The 20,258-nt window shown below is 73.2% G+C and carries 17 protein-coding genes; 5 read left to right on the forward strand and 12 right to left on the reverse strand.

Features of this window, described 5'->3' with window-relative positions; all coding sequences use genetic code 11:
• The first annotated feature begins 5 nt into the window (after positions 1-5).
• Entirely contained in the window at positions 6-1,190 is a 1,185-nt protein-coding gene (locus LZ495_RS23125) for a class I SAM-dependent methyltransferase (protein WP_235054763.1), read from the forward strand.
• On the opposite strand, the gene LZ495_RS23130 is transcribed toward LZ495_RS23125, so the two are convergent.
• From LZ495_RS23130 to rimI, 4 genes are all read right to left on the reverse strand, one after another.
• Entirely contained in the window at positions 1,181-2,065 is an 885-nt protein-coding gene (locus tag LZ495_RS23130) for a polysaccharide deacetylase family protein (protein ID WP_235054764.1), read from the reverse strand. The two genes, LZ495_RS23125 and LZ495_RS23130, sit on opposite strands and share 10 nt — an antisense overlap.
• A gap of 257 nt (positions 2,066-2,322) precedes the next feature.
• The gene (locus tag LZ495_RS23135) at positions 2,323-2,592 is read right to left on the reverse strand and encodes a hypothetical protein (protein ID WP_235054765.1); all 270 of its coding nucleotides are present in this window, start codon (positions 2,590-2,592) and stop codon (positions 2,323-2,325) included.
• A 30-nt stretch (positions 2,593-2,622) separates the two neighbouring features.
• Positions 2,623-3,663: a tRNA (adenosine(37)-N6)-threonylcarbamoyltransferase complex transferase subunit TsaD gene (gene tsaD, locus LZ495_RS23140; RefSeq protein WP_235054766.1), complete on the reverse strand. Its 1,041-nt coding sequence runs from the start codon at positions 3,661-3,663 to the stop codon at positions 2,623-2,625.
• On the reverse strand, positions 3,653-4,159 hold the full coding sequence (gene rimI, locus LZ495_RS23145) for a ribosomal protein S18-alanine N-acetyltransferase (protein ID WP_235054767.1): 507 nt from the start codon (positions 4,157-4,159) through the stop codon (positions 3,653-3,655). The genes tsaD and rimI overlap by 11 nt, the downstream gene beginning before the upstream one ends.
• A gap of 374 nt (positions 4,160-4,533) precedes the next feature.
• Between rimI and LZ495_RS23150 the strand changes: the two genes are divergently transcribed.
• Positions 4,534-6,975: a DUF8508 domain-containing protein gene (locus LZ495_RS23150; RefSeq protein ID WP_235054768.1), complete on the forward strand. Its 2,442-nt coding sequence runs from the start codon at positions 4,534-4,536 to the stop codon at positions 6,973-6,975.
• A gap of 83 nt (positions 6,976-7,058) precedes the next feature.
• Here LZ495_RS23150 and LZ495_RS23155 read toward each other — a convergent pair whose 3' ends face one another.
• Positions 7,059-7,418, reverse strand: coding sequence for a hypothetical protein (locus LZ495_RS23155; protein ID WP_235054769.1), 360 nt, complete (start codon positions 7,416-7,418; stop codon positions 7,059-7,061).
• A 54-nt stretch (positions 7,419-7,472) separates the two neighbouring features.
• Positions 7,473-8,126 carry a tRNA (adenosine(37)-N6)-threonylcarbamoyltransferase complex dimerization subunit type 1 TsaB gene (gene tsaB / locus LZ495_RS23160; RefSeq protein WP_235054770.1) on the reverse strand — a complete coding sequence of 218 codons (654 nt, stop codon included), beginning with the start codon at positions 8,124-8,126 and terminating at the stop codon, positions 7,473-7,475.
• A gap of 195 nt (positions 8,127-8,321) precedes the next feature.
• On the opposite strand from tsaB, the gene LZ495_RS23165 reads away from it, so the two are divergent.
• The 3 genes from LZ495_RS23165 to LZ495_RS23175 all read left to right on the forward strand — a co-directional run bounded on the left by LZ495_RS23165 (position 8,322) and on the right by LZ495_RS23175 (position 13,052).
• Positions 8,322-9,482, forward strand: coding sequence for an alpha/beta hydrolase (locus tag LZ495_RS23165; protein ID WP_235054771.1), 1,161 nt, complete (start codon positions 8,322-8,324; stop codon positions 9,480-9,482).
• A gap of 141 nt (positions 9,483-9,623) precedes the next feature.
• Entirely contained in the window at positions 9,624-10,298 is a 675-nt protein-coding gene (locus LZ495_RS23170) for a hypothetical protein (protein ID WP_235054772.1), read from the forward strand.
• A 339-nt stretch (positions 10,299-10,637) separates the two neighbouring features.
• Positions 10,638-13,052 (forward strand): transglycosylase domain-containing protein, encoded by a 2,415-nt coding sequence (locus LZ495_RS23175; protein WP_235054773.1) that lies wholly within the window; start codon positions 10,638-10,640, stop codon positions 13,050-13,052.
• Positions 13,053-13,320: 268 nt separating this feature from the next.
• Here LZ495_RS23175 and tsaE read toward each other — a convergent pair whose 3' ends face one another.
• The 6 genes from tsaE to LZ495_RS23205 all read right to left on the reverse strand — a co-directional run bounded on the left by tsaE (position 13,321) and on the right by LZ495_RS23205 (position 20,092).
• A complete protein-coding gene (gene tsaE, locus LZ495_RS23180; RefSeq protein WP_235054836.1) occupies positions 13,321-13,827 on the reverse strand; it encodes a tRNA (adenosine(37)-N6)-threonylcarbamoyltransferase complex ATPase subunit type 1 TsaE in 507 nt (168 codons plus the stop codon).
• Between the two features lie 132 nt (positions 13,828-13,959).
• A complete protein-coding gene (locus LZ495_RS23185) occupies positions 13,960-15,111 on the reverse strand; it encodes an alpha/beta fold hydrolase (protein ID WP_235054774.1) in 1,152 nt (383 codons plus the stop codon).
• Positions 15,108-16,232, reverse strand: coding sequence for an alanine racemase (gene alr, locus LZ495_RS23190; protein WP_235054775.1), 1,125 nt, complete (start codon positions 16,230-16,232; stop codon positions 15,108-15,110). The genes LZ495_RS23185 and alr overlap by 4 nt, the downstream gene beginning before the upstream one ends.
• A gap of 238 nt (positions 16,233-16,470) precedes the next feature.
• Positions 16,471-17,955, reverse strand: coding sequence for an NAD(P)H-hydrate dehydratase (locus LZ495_RS23195; protein ID WP_235054776.1), 1,485 nt, complete (start codon positions 17,953-17,955; stop codon positions 16,471-16,473).
• Positions 17,956-18,099: 144 nt separating this feature from the next.
• Positions 18,100-18,480, reverse strand: coding sequence for a holo-ACP synthase (locus LZ495_RS23200; protein ID WP_235054777.1), 381 nt, complete (start codon positions 18,478-18,480; stop codon positions 18,100-18,102).
• A gap of 151 nt (positions 18,481-18,631) precedes the next feature.
• Positions 18,632-20,092: a PhoX family protein gene (locus LZ495_RS23205; RefSeq protein ID WP_235054778.1), complete on the reverse strand. Its 1,461-nt coding sequence runs from the start codon at positions 20,090-20,092 to the stop codon at positions 18,632-18,634.
• Positions 20,093-20,258 lie beyond the last annotated feature (166 nt).

The following is a 20,258-nucleotide window of genomic DNA, read 5'->3' on the forward strand; positions in this document are numbered from 1 at the left end:
GGGGCGTGGACTCCGAGATCTTTGTGCGGCTGCTGGGGGATGAGGGCCGGGACCTGCTGGCCGTGCTGGCCGATCATGCGGCGGCGGACGAGTTGGCGTGGGCGACGCGGCTGCGCAAGGAGCATGACGCGGAGCTGGTCGCGGCGGCGCTGACGCAGGCGCGGTTGCGGCAGCGGGCGCGGGTGAAGTTCGGGGCCGATGCGGACCGGATGTTCTTCACGCCGAACGGGGTGGAGCAGTCGACGCGCGCCGAAGTGGCCGCGCATCGGGCGGCGCGGATCGCGGCGGCCGGGGTGCGGCGGGCGGCGGACCTGTGCTGCGGGATCGGCGGCGACGCGCTGGCCCTGGCCCGGGCGGGCATCTCGGTGGTGGCGGTGGACCTGGACCGGCTGACCTGTGCGGTGGCGGCGGCCAATGCCGAGGCGCTGGGGCTGGGCGGGCTGGTCGAGGTCCGGCAGGGGGACGTGACCGAGATGGAGCTCGGCGGGTTCGATGCGGCGTTCCTGGATCCGGCGCGGCGGACCGCGCGGGGGCGGGTGTTCGACCCGGAGGCTTATTCGCCGCCGTTCTCGTTCGTGGGCACGCTGGCGGAGAAGGTGCCGTGCGGGGCGGTCAAGGTGGCCCCGGGCATTCCGCACGAGGTGGTGCCGGCCGGCATGGAGGCCGAGTGGGTCTCGTACGGCGGGGATGTGAAGGAAGCCGTGGTGTGGTGGGGCCGGCTCGCGGGTGAGCGGCTGCGGGCCACCTTGCTGCCGTCCGGGGCGGAGCTGACCGCGGCGGCGGAACGGCAGGCGCCGGACGGGCCGGTGGGGCGGTATCTGTACGAGCCGGACGGGGCGGTCATCCGGGCGCACTTGGTCGCCGAGGTCGCGGAGGAGGTCGGCGGCGTGCTGGTGGATCCGTCGATCGCGTACATCACCGGGGATGCGCTGGTGGGCAGTGCCTACGCCACGGCGTACGAGCTGACGGACGTGCTGCCGTTCAACCTGAAGAAGCTCAAGGCACTCGTGCGCGAGCGCGGCATCGGGACGCTGACCGTGAAGAAGCGCGGCTCGGCAGTCGAGCCCGAGGAAGTGCGCAAGCGGGTGAAGCCGAGCGGCCCCGCGTCCGCGACGGTGTTCCTCACGCGCGTCGCCGGGCAGCCCGCGATGCTCATCGGCCGACCGGTGCGCGCGGCCGGTCAGACGTAGTCCTCCAGGCGCGCGACGGCGAAACCCTGCGCCTGGATCTTGCGGAGCAGGTTGGCCATCATCTGCGTCATCGTCTTGCCCTTGAGGTCGGACGGCCCGCGGAAGTGCGCCAGGATCACGTCGCCGGGCTTGAGCGTCTTGTCGGCGTCCACATATTGCATGTCGCCGATCTGCATGGCCTCGCGCCACAGGATGATAGCGCCGACGCCGCACCCGCCCGCGGCCTGCACAGTGGTGGAGTTGTAGTTCCCGAAGGGCGGGCGGAAGAGGTACGGGCGCGTGCCGTACTCCGCCTCGATCCGGTCGGAGTTGCCGCAGATCTCGCGCTTCTGCGCGTCCGGGCCGAGCTTGACCATGTTGGGGTGGTCGAGCGTGTGGTTCTGGACGCTGTTGCCGAGCTCCTGCAACTTCCGGAAGTAGCCGGGGTCCTGGCGTACGTACGTGTCGTTCAGGAACATCGTGAACGGCACCTTCAGGTCGCGCATCATCTCGACGAACTTCGGGTCCTTCTCGGCGCCGTCGTCGATGGTCACGAACACGATCTTCTGGTCGGTGGGGATCCGCTTGACCACCGGCGGCGCGGCCGGGTCCGCCTTGACCGGCTTGACCGCCGGGGCGGGCGGTGCGGCGCGCAGCGGTTCGAGGCCCCAGCGGGCCGCCGCGGCAGCCGCGTCGCCCGGCGCGGGAGCACCCGAACCGCCTTGGCTTCCGGCGCCGTTCGGGTTCTCCGCGGAGGCGGTGCCCGGTACGTCCAGGCCGTGCGGCGTCCCGCTGCCGAACGGGCCCGGCTCGTCCGCCCCCCCGCACGCCGACACGGCGAGCGCCAGGACCACCGCCGCCACGACCCCGAGCCGGCTCCGAACTGCTGTACGCACCGCCACCGTTCCTGATGCCTTTCCGTCGGCCGCCGCCCCCACGCTAGGCGACGCGCATACACCATCCCGGCCGCGACAGGCACGGGAATGCGGTTACGTGTGTAAACCACAGGGTGACCGGGGCACACTCAAGACCTGAAGGCATGGCTCGTGCGGCGGCGCGATGCCATGAGCGCGGCCCGTCTCGCCCCCGGCTTGTGAATCAGGCCTCCTCGCCGGGGGCGGGCCGGATGTCCCGGCCCTGCTCCGGCGGCCGGTCAGCGCTGGATCTGCTCGAAGTCCCAGGCGTGCGGCGGCCGGGCGACCAGCCGCGCCGGCGGGTCGGGCAGCCAGGCCGGCTCTCCCGTCCACAGGCTGATGACGACCACGCGGCTCTCCTCACCGCTGCGGAACACCTCGACGCGCCCGAGCCCGGGCAGGCCTTCCAGGGTCGGCAGCGCCGTCGCATAGACCCAGTCGACGAGCGCGTCCCCGCAGCCCGGGTTGGCCTTCGCCTCCCACATGGCGGCCGTGATGCGTGCAGTCATGGCGGGTCCTCCGTCTTCTGTGGACGCACGCTAGGCCTGCGTCACGGTGACCGGCATGGACGAGTCCGCCGGGATGTCGAGCAGCGACGGCGCCCTGTCGCGCCACACCATCTCGGCGCCGAGCGCCGCGACCATGGCCCCGTTGTCGGTGCACAGTGCAGGACGCGGCACGCGCAAGGTGATGCCGGCCGCCGCGCAGCGTTCCTCGGCCAGCGCGCGCAGCCGCGAGTTGGCCGCGACGCCGCCGCCGAGGAGGAGGTGCTCCACGCCGTTCTCGCGGCAGGCCCGGACCGCCTTGCGGGTCAGCACATCCACCACGGCTTCCTGGAAGGACGCCGCGACGTCCGCGACCGGCACCGCCTGCCCTTCGCGCTGCCGCGTCTCGATCCAGCGGGCCACCGCGGTCTTCAGGCCGGAGAACGAGAAGTCGTACGCCGCATCGCGCGGCCCGGTGAGCCCGCGCGGGAACGCGATCGCCGCCGGGTCCCCCTCGCGCGCGTGCCGGTCGATGGCCGGCCCGCCCGGGAACCCGAGCCCGAGGACGCGGGCCACCTTGTCGAACGCCTCGCCCGCCGCGTCGTCGATGGTCGCGCCGAGCGGCCGCACATCCGAGGTGACGTCCGGGACCATCAGCAGCGACGAGTGCCCGCCGGACACGAGCAGGGCCATGCACGGCTCCGGCAGCCGGCCGTGCTCGAGCTGGTCGACGCACACGTGCGCGGCGAGGTGGTTGACGCCGTAGACCGGCTTGTCGAGGGCCATCGCGTAGCCCTTGGCGGCAGCTACGCCGACCAGCAGCGCGCCGGCCAGCCCCGGGCCCGCGGTGACCGCGATGGCGTCGATGTCGGACATCGTGACGCCCGCGTCCTTCAGCGCGCGGTGCACCGTGGGGAGCATCGCCTCCAGGTGCGCGCGGCTGGCGACTTCGGGGACCACGCCGCCGTAGCGGGCGTGTTCGTCGACGCTGGAGGCGACGGCGTCGGCGAGCAGCGTGGTGCCGCGCACGATGCCGACGCCGGTCTCGTCGCACGAGGTCTCGATGCCCAGGACCAGCGGTTCGTCAGCGGCCACCGGTGTCCACTCCCTCGTTCGGCGCAGGCTGCTCGGACGCCCCGAGGTCGCAGCGCATCACCAGCGCGTCGACGTTCGCCGGCTGGTAGTACCCGCGCCGCACCCCGAGCGGGACGAACCCGAAGCGCTCGTAGAGCCGTTGCGCCCGCGTGTTGTCGACGCGCACTTCCAGCAGCACGTGGTGGCAGCCGCGCGCCCGGGCCTCGGCCAGCAGGTCGGCGAGCAGCGTCGCGCCCAGCCCGGTCCCCCACTGGTCGCGGCGTACGCCGATGGTCTGCACATCGCCTTCGCCGCCCGCGGTGGCCAGCCCGGCGTACCCGGCGATCTCGCCGGACTCGTCCTCGGCGATCACGTAGTGCCGCGTCTCGGGGTCGGCGAGCTCGGACCAGAACATCCCCGGCGACCAGGCGTCCTCGGGGAAAAGGTCGTGTTCGAGCGCCAGCAGCGGCGCGATGTCCCACCAGCGCAGAGGGCGCAGTGTCGGAGCGGACGTCATGGACGCGAGTCTACGGCCGCGCCCGCCGCCGCCCGTCCGCCCGCCGCGCGGGCTACGCGCGTCGACTCCGGCATCTTCCGCAGGCCCCCGCCCACGCCCTAATGTCGGCCCCACAGTTCTACGCGCGAAGAGTCGGGGGAGCGACTTGTCCGCATTCCCGACCGTTGTTCCGCCGCCCACGCACCTCGCGTCGCCCGCGCGACGGACGGCGTTCACCGGCACTCCCGAGGATTCGCGGGAGCGCCGGATTCCCCGGGCCACGCACATCCGTTCCGCTTTTCGCCCCCGAGCAGAACCCAGCCAGACCCAGGAGGATTCGGGTGACATCACGTCAGTTGTCGTCGCGTGCGCGGCGGCGACGTACGTCCGGAGCGGTGGCGACCGCACTGGCCGGCGCGCTTGCCGCCACTCCCGTGCTGTTCGTGCCGTCGGCCGCGGTCGCGGCCCCGTCCGCCGACGCGGTCGTCGCCGAGGTGTACGGCGGCGGCGGGAACGCCGGCGCCACGCTGAACCAGGACTTCGTCGAACTGGCCAACCGAGGCGGCACCGCACTCGCCCTGGACGGCTGGAGCGTGCAGTACCTGCCCGCCGCGCCCAGCCCGACCAGCAAGTGGCAGGCGATCGCGCTGACCGGCTCGCTCGCCCCCAACGGCCGCTACCTCGTGGCCGCGGCTAAGGGCTCCGGCGGCACGGTGCCGCTGCCCGCGCCCGACGCGTCCGGCGGCTTCAACATGTCCGGTACCGCGGGCACCGTCGCCCTCGTGCAGGGCACCACGCCGCTGACCTGCCTGACCGCCGCCGACTGCCTCGCCGACGCGAGCGTGCGCGACCTCGTCGGCTACGGCACCGCCGTGGTGCGCGAAGGCGCCCCGGCGCCGGCCACCGCCAATGCCACCTCGGCGGCTCGCGGCGCGGCCCTGGCCGACACCGACGACAACGCCGCGGACTTCGCCGCCGGCGCGCCGACCCCGCTCAACTCGCGCGGCGAAGGCCCGGTCGACCCGGGCCCCGGCCCCGGCGGCCCGTCCGCGCGCATCCACGAGATCCAGGGCACCGGGCGCGTCTCGCCGAAGAACAACACCCAGGTCACCGCGGTGCCCGGAGTGGTCACCGCGATCCGGGCGTTCGGCTCGGCCCGCGGCTTCTGGTTCCAGGACACCGCACCGGACGCCGACCCGCGCACCTCCGAAGGCCTGTTCGTCTTCACCGGCTCGGCCACCCCGCAGGTCGCGGTCGGCGACCTGGTCGCGGTCGACGGCAAGGTCACCGAGTTCTACCCGGGCTCCGCGTCGTCCAACGGCCAGTCGATGACGCAGGTCACCGGCGCCACGTGGAAGGTCACGTCGTCCGGCAACGCGCTGCCCGCTGCGGTGGTCGTGGACGCGGCTTCGGTGCCCGACGCGTACACCGCCGACGGCGACCTGGAGGCCCGCCCGCTCGAGCCGACCGCGTACGCCCTCGACTTCTACGAGTCGCTCGAAGGCCAGCGCGTGCAGGTCTCCGACACCCGGATCACCGGCGCCACCACCGAGTTCAACGAGCTGTGGGCGACCGTCGAGCCGACGCAGAACCCGACCGCCGCGGGCGGCACGCTCTACAACTCGTACGCGGCGCAGAACGGCGGCCGGATCAAGGTCACCTCGCTGATCCCGTTCGCCGAGAGGCCGTTCCCCAAGGCCAATGTCGGGGACACGCTGTCCGGCGTGACCGCCGGGCCGCTGAACTACGACAGCTTCGGCGGATACGTCATCGCCGCGACCACGCTCGGCACGGTGACCTCCGCGGGTCGCACCCCCGAGGTCACCCGCGACCAGCGCAACACCGAGCTGGCGATCGCGACCTACAACGTCGAGAACCTCTCGCCGGTGGACGCCCAGGCCAAGTTCGACCGCCTCGCGCGCGGCATCGTCACCAACCTGTCGACGCCGGACATCGTGGCCCTGGAGGAGATCCAGGACAACACCGGGCCGGTCAACGACGGTGTGGTGGCCGCGAACCAGACCCTCGACAAGCTGGTCGAGGCGATCGTGGCGGCCGGCGGCCCGCGCTACGAGTGGCGCACCATCGACCCGCAGGACGGCAAGGACGGCGGCCAGCCGGGCGGCAACATCCGCAACGCCTTCCTGTTCGACGCCAAGCGCGTGCAGTTCGTCGACCGCGCGGGCGGCGACGCGACCACCGCGGTCGGGGTCCGCAAGAACTGGCTCGGCCAGACCCAGCTGACGCTCTCCCCCGGGCGCGTGGCCCCGGCCGACGAGGCGTGGACGAGCAGCCGCAAGCCGCTCGCCGCGGAGTTCAAGTTCCGCGGCCGCACGGTCTTCGTGGTGGCGAACCACTTCGCGTCCAAGGGCGGCGACCAGACGCTCGACTCGCGCACGCAGCCGCCGGTGCGCAGCTCCGAGGTGCAGCGGATCAAGCAGGCCCAGGTCCTGCACGGCTTCGTGGGCGAGATCCTCAAGGCCGACCCGCGCGCCAACATCGTGGTGCTCGGCGACCTGAACGACTTCGCCTTCTCGCCGTCCGTCCAGGCGCTGACCGGCGACGGCTCGCTCAAGGCGCTGGTCGAGACCCTGCCCGCGAACGAGCAGTACGGGTACGTCTTCAACGGCAACAGCCAGGTCCTGGACCACATCCTGGCGAGCCCGCGGGTGACCCGGTTCGAGTACGACATCGTGCACGTGAACGCGGAGTTCGCGGACCAGGCGAGCGACCACGACCCGCAGGTGCTGCGGGTCCGGCCGAGCACCGGGAACGACTTCCTGGACACCGTGGACCAGTGGTTCGAGGGGTGGCTGGACAGCCTCCCGGCGAGCTGAGGACGGCCTGCCGGCCGCAGCCGCTCAAGCCCCCCGCCCGGGGGTATCGCTTCCGTGAGTGAACGACCAAGGCGGCCTCCCCACTAAGGGGAGGTCGCCTTGTGTTCTGCCACGCGCACCGAGAAGTGGAACGCCTCCATGGCCCCGTCGATGAGCACCGTCCAGTGCCCCTCGTCGTACCGGAAAGCGTTGCGGCTCTGCGGCCTCCTTGGGTGCCGCGGCTCATAGGTATGGGCGTAGTGAGCCGCCACCGCGCATGCCCCGGCACGGTCGGCGGCCCAGGCCACGACCCGCACCGTGGTGCGGCGGTTCGTGCTCATCTGCTCCTCGATGAGCACCGCCCAGTTGCCCGGCTTCGGCAACCCGGCGGGCACCGATCCGGCCTCGTACTGCGGCGGAGGCGGCGGCACCGCAGGCGGCGGCGGGTACGGCGGTCCGTTCATGACAGTCCTCCCCCAGGACGGTTGTCTCAGGACGGAACCCTCAGGTCGAGGCCCTCAAGACGGTACGACAGGCTTGTAGTTGGCCGGCACCTTCGCGTCCGGCCGCCGCAGGTAAAGCGGTTCGGGCAGCAGGATCTCCCCGCCGTCCTTCAGGCGCTCGACCGCGAGTGCGGCCAGCGCCGCGGCGTCCACGTGCTCGGGGCCGTCCACCGACGCGAACGCGTCGGCGTACAGCGCAGCCCCCGCGCCGACCGCGGGCAGGCCCGCGACGGACTCCGCAAGATCGGCGGCGCGGCCCACGGACGGGCCCTCGACGCGCGTGCGGGAGTTCTCGTAGCGCGCCCAGTAGACCTCTTTGCGGCGCGCGTCGGTCGCGGCGACGAAAGGCGTGTCGCGGCCGGTGGCGTACGCAAGGGCGTCCAGGGTGCAGATGCCGTGCACCGGGATGCCGAGCGCGTCGCCCAGCGCGCGGGCGGTCATCAGGCCGACCCGCAGGCCGGTGTACGGGCCCGGGCCCACGCCGACCGCGATGCCGGTCAGCTCGGCGCGGTCGCGGCCGGCCTCGGCCAGCGCCGCGACGATGCCGGGGACCAGCAGCTCGCCGTGGCGGCGGGCGTCGACCTGGGTGCAACCGGACACGACGCCGGATCCGTCGTGCAGAGCGACGGTCACTGCGGGGGTGGCGGTATCGAAAGCGAGCAGAAGCACCGGCCCAGGCTATCCCGGGAGCGCCGCCGACCTGGCCGGGTCAGGGCGGGGTGGGGCGGGTCCAGAGCACTCCGCCGCGCGGGTGACACTGGATGGATGTGCCTGAAACGGCGCAAAGCACACCAAATCCTCCCGCATCTCTCCCGTCCCTCCCCCGCACCGCCGAGAGCAAGCAGCAGCAAGGAGCACGCACCCATGGGTCCTGCCGGTACGCCGTTCATGTGGCTGACCGTCCTGCTCCTGCTCGCGGTGATCGCGGTGACCGTCGCCGTGTGGCCCCGGCTCGCGCAGCGCAAGGCGAGCCACATAGCCGGGCGTACCGGCCTCGTCGTCACCGGCCAGGTCGTCGCCGCGCTGTGCGCGCTGATCATCACCAACAAGACCCTCGGGCCGTTCTACGTGACCTGGGCCGACCTGTTCGGGCAGGACGTGGGCGACGTGACGGCCGGCCAGGCCTCCGCGCCGGGCACCCCGCACCCCGGAGGCGCCGGGCATGCCGGGCCGGGCGGCGCGGCGCCGGGCACGACTCCCGCGAGCGGCGTGCCGCACAACGGCACCCAGCAGTTCAAGCCGTACTCGGGACGCTTCGTGAAGACCGACTTCACCGGGCCCAAGTCCGGCGTCACCGGCGAGGTCGACGTGTACACCCCGCCGCAGTACGACGACCCGGCGAACAAGGACCGCGAGTTCCCGGTCGTGATGCTGCTGCATGGCATCCCGGGCACCAACTCGGGCTGGGTGGGCGGCGGGGCGATGAACGTGCAGAAACAGGTCGAGCCGCTGTTCGCGGACGGCCGCGTGCAGCCGTTCGTCCTCGTCGTCGCCGACATCGGCAACAACACCACGAACACCCAGTGCAGCGACGTGCCCGGCAAGGGCAACCGGGCGACCTGGCTGGCCGACGACGTCCGGACGATGGTGATCAGCAACTTCCGGGTGGCGAGCGACCCCAAGAAGTGGGCGGCGCTCGGTTATTCGACGGGCGGCACGTGCGCCGCGAAGCTGGCCGTGCAGTTCCCGCAGGCGTTCCACTACGGCATGAGCATCGCGGGCGACGACTTCAAGGGCGACGCGTCGGCCTTCGGCGGCGACAAGGACCTGCGCGACCGCAACAGCGCGCTGTGGCTGCTGGGCCACCACAAGCCCGCGCCGGACGCCTCGCTGTGGCTGATGACCAGCAAGGAGGACGAGGTGGGCCTGTCGCGCTACAGCGACGAACTCGTGGCGGCTGCGCAGCAGGCCGGCGTGCCCGCCGAGGCGTACACCGTGCCGCGGGGCGGGCACGTGACGGCGACGTGGCGGCAGCTGATCGAGCCCGCGTTCCTGTGGCTGAACGGCAAGATGCAGACCCACTGACGGATTTTCCACAGCTGCGGGCCGCCCGGCCACGGCAGGCCCCGCCCTGCTGGCACGATGTGTGCCAGGAAATCCTGTCCCGGCCTCCGACTCGGGACCGGGCAGGGCAGAAGGTTCGGCGGTTCTCCGAGAGGCACGGCAATGGCGAATCCGGGTACGACGGTCGCGGGCATCACGGTCGCGGCGCTGATCGGCGTGGGCGCACTGGCCTGGCAGGCCTCGGACAGCGCACCCAAGGACCGCAGGGCGGCGATAACGTCGTCCACCGCCCCTCCGCCCAGCGGCGGCGCGCCGCAGGAACCGCAGCCGCCGACCACGGCACCGGACCCGGGCGTGCCGAACGGCTCGGGCAGCGGTAAGCGCGTCGTCTACTCGGTCGGGCAGAACCGCGTGTGGCTGGTCGGCCTGGAAGAAGGCAAGGACAAGGTGCTGCGCACATACAGCGTGGCCCCTGGCACGGCACTCACCCCGGTGGGCAACTACCGGGTCGAGGGCAAGACGACCGGCCCGCAGTCGGGCGGCGACGGCCTGAAGATCGTCAACACCGTGGTGATCAAGCGGGCGGGCAACCTCGTCTACGGCTTCAGCGGCACCGAGACCCCGCTCGCCGAGATAATCGCGGCGAACGCGCCCACCCCGATCGCCCCGTCCACCAGCCCGTCGGGGACCGCGACGCGCAAGGCGACCGGCAAGGCCACCGCGAAGCCGACCGCGTCCAACAAGGCCAAGAACGCGGGCGTGCGCGAGACGGTCCCGGACAGCCTCGCGATGTACCAGTTCGTGGACATCGGAACCCTCGTGGTCGTGGTCGCGTAGCGGCAGCCCCTGAGGCCGCCCCCGAGGCTGCCGCCGAGGCCGCCTTCAAAGCCGCTCCCGCGGCGTAGCCGGAGGCCGGCCGGCCGTCGCAGCGCACGTCCGCCGCCCCGGCGGCCGTGGCCTAACTCTCATTTCCCGGCCTGGTACTCCCGGGCCCGGGTACCGGGCGCACCGCCGCAATCCCCGGTCCGACCTGCCTCGTTCGGCTCGGACGCCGCGGCCGGGCGCGTCCGCGGCACGCCCGGCAAACCAGCAGCAACATCACTTTTTCCGATTTATCGACATACCATCGCCTTCAAGATCGGGGAGGCATGTCGGTACGGCGGAAGTGGTGACGGAGTGGCGAAGCAGACCCCGGGTCCCGGCGCACCCGCGGGCGGCCGCCCTCCGGCCGCGCCTGCCGTGAGCGCCGTCCGGCGGCGCCGCCTCGTCGACTACCCGCGGTCCGGCCGGACCGGCGTCCGGCGCTGGATCCCGTCGTTCAAGCACGTGGCCACCACAGTGCTGCTCGGCCTCGGGCTGCTCTTCCTCGGCGTGGGCGTGGTGTACGCCATCACCCCGATCCCCTCGCACGCGAACGCCACGGCCACCAAGCAGAGCAACATCTGGCAGTGGAGCGACGGCAGCGAGATCGTCCGGACCGGCTCCACGAACCGGCAGAACGTGCCGCTGTCGACCGTCCCCAAGCCGGTCCAGCAGGCGTTCCTGGCCGCCGAGAACCGCAGCTTCTACACCGACTCCGGCATCTCCCTGACCGGCACGCTGCGCGGCCTGGCCAAGTCGGTCACCAGCGGCGGATCGTCGCTGCAGGGCGGCTCCACCATCACGCAGCAGTACGTGAAGAACCTCTACCTGACGCAGGAACAGACGCTGTCGCGGAAGTTCAAGGAAGCGGTCATCGCAATCAAGATGGACCGCACCGAGTCCAAGGACGACATCCTCGAGGGCTACCTGAACACGGTGTACTTCGGGCGCGGCGCGTACGGCATCCAGGCCGCCGCGCAGGCCTACTACGGCGTGGACGCTTCGCAGTTGACCGTCGAGCAGGGCGCGTACCTGGCCGCACTGGTCAACGCGCCGAGCGCCTACGACGTCAAGAACACGACCGCCCGCGGCCGCGCGAACGCCATCGCGCGCTGGAACTACGTCCTGGACGGCATGGTCAAGTCCAAGTGGCTGACCGCCGAGCAGCGCGCCGCAATGGTCTTCCCCGAACCGCTCGACCCGCAGACCCAGCCCGGTCTGGAGGGCATGAACGGCTACCTCGTCGAGACCGCCAAGCAGTACCTGCTGGAGAACAACATCGTCGACGAGCAGCTGCTCGCGGCCGGCGGCTACACGATCAAGACGACGTTCGACAAGGCCAAGACCCAGGCCATGTACGACACCGTGCAGAACTCCCTGGCGGACAACCTGGATCCGGAGGCGCGCGCGAAGGATGTCGGGGTCCGGGTCGGCGGCGCTTCGGTCGAGGTCGGCACCGGCAAGATCGTGGCCATCTACGGCGGGCCCAACTACGTGAAGCAGTACGTCAACAGCGCGACGCGCCGCGATGTGCAGGTCGGCTCGACGTTCAAGCCGTATGTGCTGGCCTCGGGCCTGCGCGAAGGCGCGCAGAAGGGCAAGAAGCGCGTGCCGGTCACGCCGCAGACGCGGTACGACGGCGACGACGACGTGGTCATCACGTACCCCAACGGCAAGCCCGTGATGGAGGGCGGCAAGCCCTGGCAGCCGGGCAACGAGGACGGGCGCGACTACGGCATGGTCACGCTGTCCCGGGCCATGGACGTCTCGGCGAACACCGTCTACGCGCAGCTCGGCGTGGACGTCGGCACCGACCGGGTGGTCGAGGACGCGGTACGGGCCGGTCTGCCGGAGAACACCCCGGGTCTGAACACGAACCCCGCGGTGTCGCTCGGCACCGCGTCGCCCAGCGCGCTGGACATGGCCGGCTCGTACGCCACGTTCGCCGGGCAGGGCACGCGCGTCGACGCGTACTCGGTCGAGCAGCTGACCCGCAACGGCAACGAGATCGGGCTGCCGGACCACGACAAGAAGTCCGCGTACAGCGAGGACGAGGCCAACAGCGTCAACGAGGTGCTGCAGTCCGTCGTGCAGACCGGTACCGGCGCACGGGCCCGCGCGCTGGGCCGCCCGGCGGCCGGCAAGACCGGCACCACGGACGAGAACAAGTCGGCCTGGTTCGTCGGCTACACGCCGCAGCTGTCCACCGCGATCGGGATGTTCCGGCAGAACCCGACCACGAACGAGTTCGAGTCCATGAACGGCACCGCGGGCCTGGCCCGCGTGGACGGCGGCAACCTGCCCACCCGGATGTGGACCGACTACATGAAGGCCGCGCTGGCCGGCGAGCCGGTCGTGGACTTCGAGGTCCCGGCGGACAACAGCAACGACAACCGCGTCCCGGAGACCACCGCGCCGCCCGCCACGACGGCACCGCCGACGACGGCCCCGCCCACGACCACGGCACCGCCGGAGACCTCCGGTCCCCCGACGTCGGGCCCGCCCACGTCGGCACCGCCGACGGGCTCCACAGGAGGCTCGAACGGCGGCTCGACGGGCGGCTCCACGGGCGGATCCAGCGGCGGCTCGACCGGCGGCAGCACGGGCGGATCCAACGGCGGCAGCAGCGGAGGCTCCGGCGGCAACGCAGGCAGCTCGGGCGGCAGCACCCCGACCGGCCCACCCCCGCCCACGAACCGCATCGTCGTCCCGCCCCCGCCCACGGAGTGACCCGGCAGACGACGCCGATGTGATCATCCGACCGCACCATGCGCCCCCGCTTCAGGGACTTACCAAGAGTGGGAGCAGTCGCGCGGAGGTCTGTCCACAGGCTGTGCAGAGCGCGCCAGAGCGGCCGCCGTCAGATACCCGCCTTGCGGGCCGGGACGGGGGTCAGCCGCGGGTCAAGGCCTCGGCCACGACGACTCCGTCCCGGCCCGTCCACAGACTGTGCGGAGCCCGCGAGAGCGGATGCCCGCCTTGCGGGCCGGCACCGGGCTCAGTCGCGCGTCAGCGCCTCGGCCACGTCGACTCCGGCCCAGCGGGGGCCGTGGCCGCGCAGGATCACGGTGCGCGGGTCGGACGGCGGGTCGACGTCGGCATCGGCGTCCGTGCCGCCGCCGTCGGCGGCGTCCTCGCCCTCGGCGCGCTCGATGACGACCGTGAGGCGGTCCTCGTTGAGGTCCTCGACCTTGCCCTCGCCCCACTCGACGACCGTCACCGACTCGTCCAGCGACGCGTCCAGGTCCAGGTCGTCGACCTCGCCCGCGACGTCGCTCGTGGCGCCGAGGCGGTACGCGTCCACATGCACCAGCGCGGGGCCGCCCACCAGCGAAGGGTGCACGCGGGCGATGACGAAGGTCGGCGACGTCACCGCTCCCCGCACCCCGAGCCCCGCGCCCAGCCCCTGCGTCATCGTCGTCTTGCCGGCCCCGAGCCCGCCGGACAGCACCAGCAGGTCACCGCCGCGCAGCAGTCCCGCAAGGCGGCGGCCGAGGTCCCGCATCTCCTCGCCGGTCGCGACCGTCACGCGGACTTCCTGCACCGTCTCGTTCACCGCCACAGCTTCCTGTCCCTGCCCATGCTCGGGCCCGGGCTCATACCCGGGCCGTGGTCCTGCACCTATGCCGCGCACCGCCTAGCCGGCGTCACGATCGCCGCCGCTGCGAGGGGAGCCAAACGATCCGTTTCGCCGCGGCCCACCTCCGGTGCCGGCGTGCCGGCCCGGTTCGCGCGCGGCGCGCGCAAGGAGCCCGCGCAGCGCCGCATTGACCACCTCCGGATGCTCGAGAGGGGTCAGGTGCCCGGATTCGGGCACCACGACCAGCTCGGAGTCCGGCAGTGCGTCGTGGATCGCCTCGCTGTGCGACGCGGGCGTCATCAGGTCGCCCGCTCCCCCGACCACGAGCGTCGGCACGCGGCCCAGCACCGGCAGCGCGGCCAGCTTGTCGTGTGTCTCGAACGCCGGGAAGAACTCCGCGATCACGTCGATCGGCGTCGCCGAGATCATCCGGTCGGTGAACCGCACGACCGTCGGGTCCACGTCCGAGTCGAACGCGTACCGCTCGGTGAACACGTACACCAGGTCACGGGCTGCCCGGCGGCCCGCCTCGACCAGCGCCGCGCGGCGCCCGAGCGTCCGCATCACGCCGGGCGCCACCCGGTGCAGCAGCCGCGCGCCGGCCGCCGGGATGCCGAGCGTCACGGTCGCCCATTTGCCCGCCGACGTGTTGAGCAGCGCGACGCCGACGATCCGGCGCCCGAACAGCTCCGGGTGCTGGTCCGCCAGCGCCATGATCGTCATGCCGCCCATGGAGTGCCCGACCAGCACCATCGGGCCGCGCGGCACCAGCTCCTGCAGCACCGCGTACAGGTCCTCGCCGAGTTGGTCGATCGTGGACGTCTCCGGCGCGCCCCGACCGGAGCGCCCGTGGCTGCGCTGGTCGAACAGCACCAGCCGGTAGTCGTCCTGGAGTTCGGCGCGCTGGAAGTGCCAGCAGTCCATGTTGAGCGTGTAGCCGTGGCACAGGACCACGGTGAGCGGGGCCCGCGGGTCGCCGTCGACCTCGGCGTACAGCTCGACGCCGTCCTCCGCCGCGACGATGTGCGGTTCACCGCGCAGGGTGCCGAACTCCGCGATGGCGTCCAGCTCTTCCTCGGCCCGGCGGCGCACCCGGCCGACCGTCATCCGCTCGATGGCGACCCCGGCCGCGGCGCCGACCGCGAGCACGCCGACGGCCGCCCCGAGGATCCCGGCGCGGCGTCCGACATTGCTCCCGGCATCGCTCACCGGGCCCCCAGGTACACCCGCGGCACGCGCGACCCGATCCGCGTGACGACCTCGTACGCGATGGTGCCGGCCGCCTGCGCCCAGTCCTCGGCGGTCGGCTCGCCCCGGTCCCCGGGGCCGAACAGGATCACCTCGTCGCCCGGCTCGGCGGTGCCGTCGCCCAGGTCGACCACGAACTGGTCCATCGCCACCCGGCCCACGAGCGTGCGGCGCTGCCCGCCGATCAGCACCGGACCGGCGCTGCTGGCGTGCCGCGGGATGCCGTCCGCGTAGCCGACCGGCACCAGCGCGAGCGTCGATTCCGCTTCGGCGTGCCAGGTGTGCCCGTAGCTCACTCCGTGCCCGGCCGGGACCCGCTTGACGGACGCCACCGACGCGGCCAGCGTCATCGCCGGCCGCAGGCCCAGCTCGGCGGGCGTGTGCAGGTCGGGGACCGGCGAGACGCCGTACGTGGCAAGGCCGCTGCGGACCAGGTCGAAATGCGATTCGGGGAGCAGCAGCGTGGCCGGCGAGTTCGCCATGTGCCGCACCTCGGGGGTGACGCCGCGCTGCTCGGCGTAGTCCACCGCATCGCGGAACGCGGCCAGTTGCAGGGCGATCGACGGGTGCCCGGGCTCGTCCGCGCACGCGAAGTGCGACCACAGCCCGACCACCTGGACCAGCCCGTCGGCCTCCGCCTTGAGCGCGGACTCGACCAGCGCCGCCCAGTCGTGCGGCTGGCAGCCGTTGCGGCCCAGACCGGTGTCCGCCTTGAGGTGCACGCGCGCGGTACGGCCGGTCGCGCGCGCCGCGTCCTCGACCTCGCGCAGCGCCCACAGCGCGCTCACCGAGATGTCGACGTCGGCCTCGACCGCCTCGGCGAACGGGTCGCCGGGCACCCACAGCCAGGTCAGGATCCGGCCGTCCAGCCCGGCCCGGCGCAGTCGGAGCGCCTCACCCGGGATAGCAGTGCCCAGCCACGAGGCGCCGGCCTGCTGCGCGGCACGGGCGCAGGCCACCATGCCGTGCCCGTAAGCGTCGGCCTTCACCACCGCCATGACCTCGGCCGATCCGGCCCGGCCGCGCACCGCGGCGATGTTGTGCCGGACCGCGTCGAGATCGATCCGGGCTTCGGCACGCATAGGGCGGTGGATCCCCTCATTCGGCGGTCGTACGGTCGTGCGGGCCGCGCTGTCGGGCCCGATCGGGTCTCCCAGTGTGGCAGGCCCGCGCCCGCGACGCTGGCGCGGACGCGGCAGCCAAACAGTGCGGTGACGCTCTTGTGACGGTCCACACCTGTGCGGCCGTGGTCCGCGGATGTCCGTTTCTCCGGGGACGACCGCACGCGGCGTACCCGCGGTGCGTCGTCCTCACTCCTCGTCACTCCTCGTCCGGCGCGCCCGCCTCGCGCACCGCGCGCCACGCCGCAGGCAACGCCGCCGACACGTCCGAAGCCGCGCACGGGACGTCTCCGTCCGAGGCGATCCGGCCTGCCAGACCGTGCAGGTACGCGCCCGCGACGGCCGCCTCGGCCGGGGTCAGGCCGGCCGCCAGCAGCGCGCCCGCGACGCCGGTGAGCACGTCGCCGCTGCCCGCGGTCGCCAGATACGGCGTGCCCGTCGGGTTCACCCACACCTCGCCGCGCGGGTCGGCCACCACGGTCGTGCTGCCTTTGAGGAGCACGGTGGCGTCGTATCCGGCCGCCAGCCGGACCGCCCACGTCAGCCGCTCGGCCTCGACATCCGCCCGGGTCGGCGACTCCCCCAGTCCGGCCAGCAGGCGGACGGCCTCCCCCGCATGCGGGGTCAGCAGCGCGCCGGGCACGCCTTCGAGCGCCTTGGGGCCGGCCTCGGCGAGGAGCGTGAGCGCATCGGCGTCGACCAGCACGGGGACGCCGCCGTCCAGCGCCGCGGCGAACCGGCCGCGCGCCTCTTCGCCCGTGTCGAGCCCCGGACCGACCGCGTACGCCTGCACGCGCCCGGAGCCCGCCATCACTTCGGGGTGCGCCGAGACCACCGCATCGGCGACCGCGCGCGGTCCCAGATAGCGGAGCGCCCCTACGCCTGCCCGCAGCGCGGACCCGGCGGCCAGTACCGCGGCGCCCGGGTAGCGCTCCGAGCCGGCCGCGAGCCCGAGCACTCCGCGTGCGTACTTGTCGGTCTCGCGTGCCGGGGTCGGCAGCAGGGCGGCGATGTCGACGTGTTGGGGGGCCCGCAGGACGGGCGCGGGCGGCTGCAGGCCGATGTCGACGAGCTCGACGGCTCCCGCGTACGAGGCTCCGGGGTCGACCAGGAGCCCGGGCTTCCAGGTCCCGAAGGTGACCGTGACGTCCGCCCGGACGGCTTCCGCCGCGACCGCGCCGGTGTCCGCGTCGACGCCGCTGGGCAGGTCGACCGCGACGACGACCGCGCGCGACTGCGCGGCGGCGCGGGCCAAGTCGTCCGCGGGGGCGCGCAGTCCGCCCCGGCCGCCGATGCCGACGATGCCGTCCACCACGAGGTCCGCGGCGGCGACGAGGTCGTGTGCGGCTGCGGGAAAGCCCAGGGCGTCGGCCGGGAGGATCCGCCCGCCCGCACCGCGCAAGGCCGCCAGACCGCCCGCGTGGGCCCGCTGCGGGGCCAGCAGGAGCGCGTCGACGCGTGCGCCGCGCCGGGCCAGCCGGGCACCCGCGATCAGGGCGTCGCCGCCGTTGTCACCGCTGCCGACGAGCAGCACGACGCGGCTGCCGTGGACGCGGCCGAGAAGTCCCGCGCAGGTCGCCGCGAGACCCGCGGCGGCACGCTCCATGAGCGCGCCGTCCGGCAGCAGGGCCATCAGCGCGGCCTCGGCCGCCCGGACCTGCCAGACATCATGAGCCTCGCGCACGCTTGCCCCTTCCGAAGACCGCTCCGCGACCGGAGACCTCCACCGGAGACCGTCCTGCCCGGTCTCGCGGCGAATCATCCGGGCGCCCCGGACAGGCCGAGAGCCCACCCGCCGCGTACCGCGAGAACCGCGGCCCGGCCGGGCTCAGCCCTCGGCGATGACCACCGCGGAGGCGATGCCCGCGTCGTGGCTCAGCGACACATGCCAGGTCGTGACGCCCAGTTCCGCGGCCCGCGCCGCGACCGTGCCGCGCACGGTGAGCACCGGGCGGCCGGAGTCCTCGGTACCGATCTCCGCGTCCTGCCACTGGAGTCCGCGCGGGGCGCCGAGCGCCTTGGCGAGGGCCTCCTTGGCCGCGAACCGGGCGGCCAAGGAGGCGACGCCGCGCTCCTGCCCGGGGCGCACGTAGCGCTCCGCCTCGGTGAACAGCCGGTCGGCGAGCCCCGGGGTCCGCTCCAGCGACTGCCCGAAGCGCCCGATGTCCGCCACGTCGATGCCCACGCCCACGATCACGCGGGCCAGCATGGCACGCCGCCGCGGGGGGGGGGGGGGGGGGGGGCCGGGGGGGGGGGGGCCGGGGCGGGGCGCCCGGGGGCGGGCCGCGGCCGAACGGTCGCCCGTCCGGTCCGCGGCGCGGCGGCATCCGGCCTGTGCCGGGAAGGAGTCACCCAGGGACTCAGAATCCGCCCTTGTGCCACGGCCCCCAGACCGCGATTGACATGCCCTTCCGCGACTGGATGTTCACGTACAACGTGTGCCCGTCCGGGCCGAACGTCGAGCCCGCGAACTCCGCGCCCGCGTCGCCGGCCACCGGCTCCATGCGCGCCAGGTCGAAGATGCGCCCGTCGACCGTCAGGCCGCGCAGGAAGTTGTCGCCGTCGCCGTCCTCGCACAGCACGAGGGTGCCGCGCGGGCTGACCGTGACGTTGTCCGGCAGGTCGAGCTTGGCCGAGCCCGGCGACTCGAAGACAAGCCGCAGCCGCCGTGTGACGGTGTTGTACGCCCACACCTGGCCGCGGCCGTCGCCGAAGCCGTCCGGTGCGGTGTCGCCGGCCGGGGTCGCGCCGCCCTGCGTCGAGACGAAGTACACGACGCCGCGCTGGTAGTAAGCGCCTTCGAGCCGCGAGAACAGCGCCGCGCCCTTGGCCCGCCCCTGGTTGCCGACCGCCTGGATCGCCTGGTCGTTGGTCGTGCCGGGGGCGAACGCCGGGTCCGGGTCGTCGATGTCGACCCAGGTGATGTCGTACGCCGCGCCCGGCTGCTGGCCGGCCGACAGGTCGAGGTTGGGACGCTTCTTGACCGCGAGCATCTGCAGGCGTCCGCCGTCGCGGAGCTTGCCGCCGATCCACGGGGTCACCGGCGGCAGGTAGCGGTAGAAGCCGGATGCGAAGCCGAAGTTGTCCTCGGTCATGTAGACCGCGCCGGTGATCGGGTCGAACACCGCCGACTCGTGGGCGAAGCGGCCCGCGCTGCGGATCGGCACACGCGACGACGTCCCGTCGGACGGCACCTCGAACAGGTAGCCGTGCTTCTGCGTCAGCTTGGTGTTGGGCTGCCCGGTGAAGTCGGGGCCGACGTCCGGGCCGTTGACGGTCTCCTCGCAGGTGACCCACGAGCCCCACGGCATCGGGCCGCCCGAGCAGTTCATCTGGGTGCCGTTGAGGCTCACGCCGGACCACTCGACGTTGCCGTAGCGGTCGACGATCGCGGTGGTCGTGCCGCCGCCGCAGGCCGGGTCGTACGCCTCGGCGGCGTTGCCGAACGCCCCGACCGGCCCGTTCACCTCGTGGTTGCGGACCAGGACGGTCTTGCCGCGGCGGCCGCGGAACGAGGCCATGCCGTCGTGCTTGCCCGGCGTCGGGGTGCCGTCCGACATCGGCGAGCCGGCCTCGTTGAAGGACCGGTAGCGGAAGCCCTCGGGCAGGTGCAGGCGGACCGCGCCGTCGCGCTCGTCCGGGGTGGGCAGCAGCGGGCCGTAGCCGCCCGCGCCGGGACGGCCCCGCGCGGCGTCCGCGCCGGGGGCGCGGTTCGTGCCGGCGTGCGCGGTACCGGCCGCAAGGCCCTGGAACGGTCCGCCGACGACGGCGGTGCCGGCCGCGACGGCGGCGCTGCGGGACAGGAATCGGCGACGGTCCACAGGCGTACGTCCTCCCTCGGGGTCCGGCGCGGCCGGACGCGGATGCGTGGAAACCGCTGAGACGCTACTCGCGTAGAGGTCTCATGGCCATAGCCAACAGGAACGTTTTTGTTAACCGCCGCGCACAGTGCCGTTCAGACCCTCGCAACTCCGGGGAACCGGCCCG

Source organism: Yinghuangia soli, from assembly GCF_021502675.1.
GTDB lineage: Bacteria > Actinomycetota > Actinomycetes > Streptomycetales > Streptomycetaceae > Yinghuangia > Yinghuangia soli.

What these genes read in the sequence shown, in the direction of transcription:
- LZ495_RS23135 (WP_235054765.1), bottom strand. Translation starts at nt 2,592, where the DNA reads ATGACTGCACGCATCACGGCCGCCATGTGGGAGGCGAAGGCCAACCCG.
- rimI (WP_235054767.1), bottom strand. Translation starts at nt 4,159, where the DNA reads ATGACGTCCGCTCCGACACTGCGCCCTCTGCGCTGGTGGGACATCGCG.
- LZ495_RS23155 (WP_235054769.1), bottom strand. Translation starts at nt 7,418, where the DNA reads ATGAACGGACCGCCGTACCCGCCGCCGCCTGCGGTGCCGCCGCCTCCG.
- LZ495_RS23165 (WP_235054771.1), top strand. Translation starts at nt 8,322, where the DNA reads ATGGGTCCTGCCGGTACGCCGTTCATGTGGCTGACCGTCCTGCTCCTG.
- LZ495_RS23170 (WP_235054772.1), top strand. Translation starts at nt 9,624, where the DNA reads ATGGCGAATCCGGGTACGACGGTCGCGGGCATCACGGTCGCGGCGCTG.
- tsaE (WP_235054836.1), bottom strand. Translation starts at nt 13,827, where the DNA reads ATGCGGGACCTCGGCCGCCGCCTTGCGGGACTGCTGCGCGGCGGTGAC.
- alr (WP_235054775.1), bottom strand. Translation starts at nt 16,232, where the DNA reads ATGCGTGCCGAAGCCCGGATCGATCTCGACGCGGTCCGGCACAACATC.
- LZ495_RS23200 (WP_235054777.1), bottom strand. Translation starts at nt 18,480, where the DNA reads ATGCTGGCCCGCGTGATCGTGGGCGTGGGCATCGACGTGGCGGACATC.